This window comes from Cupriavidus sp. HMR-1, assembly GCF_000319775.1.
GTDB classification, from domain to species: Bacteria; Pseudomonadota; Gammaproteobacteria; order Burkholderiales; family Burkholderiaceae; genus Cupriavidus; species Cupriavidus metallidurans.
Genome location: NZ_ANKP01000011.1, coordinates 1 through 2,505, shown reverse-complemented (window position 1 = coordinate 2,505; position 2,505 = coordinate 1). Strand labels below are relative to the sequence as shown.

General features: G+C 66.8%; 3 protein-coding genes. All 3 read right to left on the bottom strand.

The window, feature by feature from the left end; all coding sequences use genetic code 11:
* A partial coding sequence (gene fliH / locus D769_RS00205; protein WP_008640812.1) for a flagellar assembly protein FliH occupies positions 1-803 on the bottom strand: 803 nt, incomplete at its 3' end.
* The gene (gene fliG, locus D769_RS00200) at positions 790-1,803 is read right to left on the bottom strand and encodes a flagellar motor switch protein FliG (protein WP_011519667.1); all 1,014 of its coding nucleotides are present in this window, start codon (positions 1,801-1,803) and stop codon (positions 790-792) included. The genes fliG and fliH, both read right to left, overlap by 14 nt.
* On the bottom strand, positions 1,790-2,505 hold a 716-nt coding region (locus tag D769_RS00195; RefSeq protein WP_008640808.1), incomplete at its 5' end, for a flagellar M-ring protein FliF C-terminal domain-containing protein. The genes fliG and D769_RS00195, both read right to left, overlap by 14 nt.

The window sequence follows — 2,505 nt, the reverse complement described above, 5'->3', positions numbered from 1 at the left end:
CCCAGCGCCTTGACCACGCGCTGCCAGCGCGTGGACAGGCTGGCGTCCATCTCGCCGCTTGCGGCGCTGGCGATGCAGCCACCGCGTGCGATCGACGGGTCGGCCCGCAGCGTCCAGCCGGCGGCTTCGAGTTCGCCGCACAGGTGTGTTTCCACCAGCGCGATGTCTTCCGGGTTCAGCAGCAGGCAAGGCGCGCCGGAGAGCGGTGGCTCGGCGGTCAGCAGTTCCCGCGCAGCCGGCAGCAATGCGGCCGGATCGAGCTCGACGGTCTTGCGCACGAGCTGGCGGGCCACGTCCAGCGCCAGGCCGATCAGCGCGTTGGAGATATCGTTGTCGACGCGGCCAAGCGCGTCGTGGAAGTTGGCGGCAAGCTGCTGCAGGCGGGCCGCTTCATTGCGTGCCGCTTCAAGCCCGCGTGCGTAGCCTTCGCGGTGCCCATCGCCATAACCTTGCGTCTGGCCCTGGTTGTAGCCCTGCGCGTAGCCCTCCTTGCGGGCCCCGTCGCGCATTGCGTCCAGCGCTTCGAAATCGATTGCCGGGGGTGGTGGCGGTTCGGCGGGCAACTGGGCCGCCAGCGCCTTGCGCAGGACATCGCGCGGATCCAGCGACTCCATCTGCCAACGCTGCCAGCTTTCGCCGCGCGAGCGTGGACGGGCAGGGGGCTGGAAGCCCTGGAAGCCGTCGTCGCTCTCGTGCAGGTTGGTCAGGCCGCCGGTCGCGCCCTTGGAGGGCGCGCCGAAGAACCCTGGATCGCCGTGGCCCGGGCCACGGCCAGCGGAAAAACCGCGGTCAAACGTAGGCATCGTCGCCTCCGCCAATCTGGATTTCGCCGGCCTCGGCCAGACGTCTCACGACCTGCAGGATGGCCTTCTGCTCGGCCTCGACCTGCGACACGCGCACCGGTCCCAGCGCCTCGAGGTCCTCGCGCAGCATCTCGCCGGCACGTGTCGACATGTTGCGGATGAACTTGTCGCGCAGCTCCTGCGGCGCGCCCTTGAGCGCGACGATGAGCGATTCGGTGGCCACTTCCTTGAGCACGCGCTGGATGCCGCGGTCTTCGATCTCCAGCAGGTTCTCGAACAGGAACATCTCGTCGATGATCTTCTGCGCCAGGTCGGCGTCGTGCGTGCGTACGCCGTCGATGACCGCTTCCTCGTGGGCCGTGCTCATCAGGTTGATGATCTCGGCCGCCGTGCGGACGCCGCCCATGCGGCTGCGCTTCAGGCTCTGGCCGGCCAGCAGCTTGGTCAGCACGTCGGTCAGTTCCTGCAGCGCGCCCGGCTGCACGCCACCGAAGGTGGCGATACGCAGGATCACGTCGTTGCGCAGGCGTTCGGTGAAGAAGCCCAGCACTTCCGAAGACTTCTGGCGGTCCAGGTGGATCAGGATCGTGGCGATGATCTGCGGGTGTTCGTCCTTGATCAGTTCTGCCACCGAAGTCGAATCCATCCAGTTCAGCGAGTCGATGCCGCCGCCCGGATCGCGCGATTCAAGGATGTCCTCGATCACGGACAGCGCGCGCTCCTCGCCCAGCGCCTTGTTCAGCACGCTCTTGATGAACGTGCTCGAATCGACGTCCAGTGCCAGGTACTGTTCGGTCTCGTTGCGGAACTCGGACAGGACCTCGGACATTTCCTCGCGCGTCACCGATGACAGGTTGGCCATCGCCGAACCGAGTTGCTGCACTTCGCGCGGCGACAGGTGCTTGAAGACTTCGGCGGCTGCATCCTCGCCCACGGCCATCATCAGGATGGCGCTCTTCTGCAGGCCCTTTTCGGGCACTCCCTTGTTAGCCTTCGTCATTTGCCATCCAAGTCTTGATTACGCTGGCGACCAGGCGCGGGTCGCGTTGCGCGGCGTCGCGCACCAGGGCGAGATCGCTTTCATATTTCGCGGCCAGGCGCAGCACTTCCGGATTGGTTTCCTCTTCCGGCGGCAGCAGAACGGCTTCGGTGGCGGCTGCCGTCTCGGTAGGCGCGGGCAGCGGCGGCGCGGTGTACTTGCGCAGCACCGGACGCGCCACCTTGAACCACAGGAACACGGCCAGCAGGGCCAGCAGCAGGTAGCCGACGCCGGTCTTGGCCAGGTCGATCATTTGCGGCTGCTTCCACACCGGCACTTCCGGCTCCGTCTTGACGTCGCTCGTGAACGGGCTGTTGACCACGTTCAGCGAGTCGCCGCGGTCGGCGGAGAAGCCCATCGCTTCCTTGGTCAGGTTTTCGATCTGGGCCAGTTCCTTGGCTGACAGCGCCTCCGTCACCGGCTTGCCCTTGGCATCGACCTTGGTGCGGTAGTTCACCACCACGGCCACCGACAGACGCTTCACACCGCCTGCTGCCTGCTGGACGTGGCGCACCACGCGGTCGAGTTCGTAGTTGGTGGTGGAGTCGCGGCGGCTGTTGCTCGGGCCGGTCTTCTCGGCCGTCTGGGTCGTCTGCGCGGGCTGGTTGGCTTGTGCGGGCGGATTCGGCTGGCCGGGCTGGCGCGGCGGTTGCGGCGTGGTCA

Bases quoted from the DNA above. Each gene is read 5' to 3' on its own strand.
- fliG (WP_011519667.1), bottom strand. From the start codon at position 1,803: ATGACGAAGGCTAACAAGGGAGTGCCCGAAAAGGGCCTGCAGAAGAGC.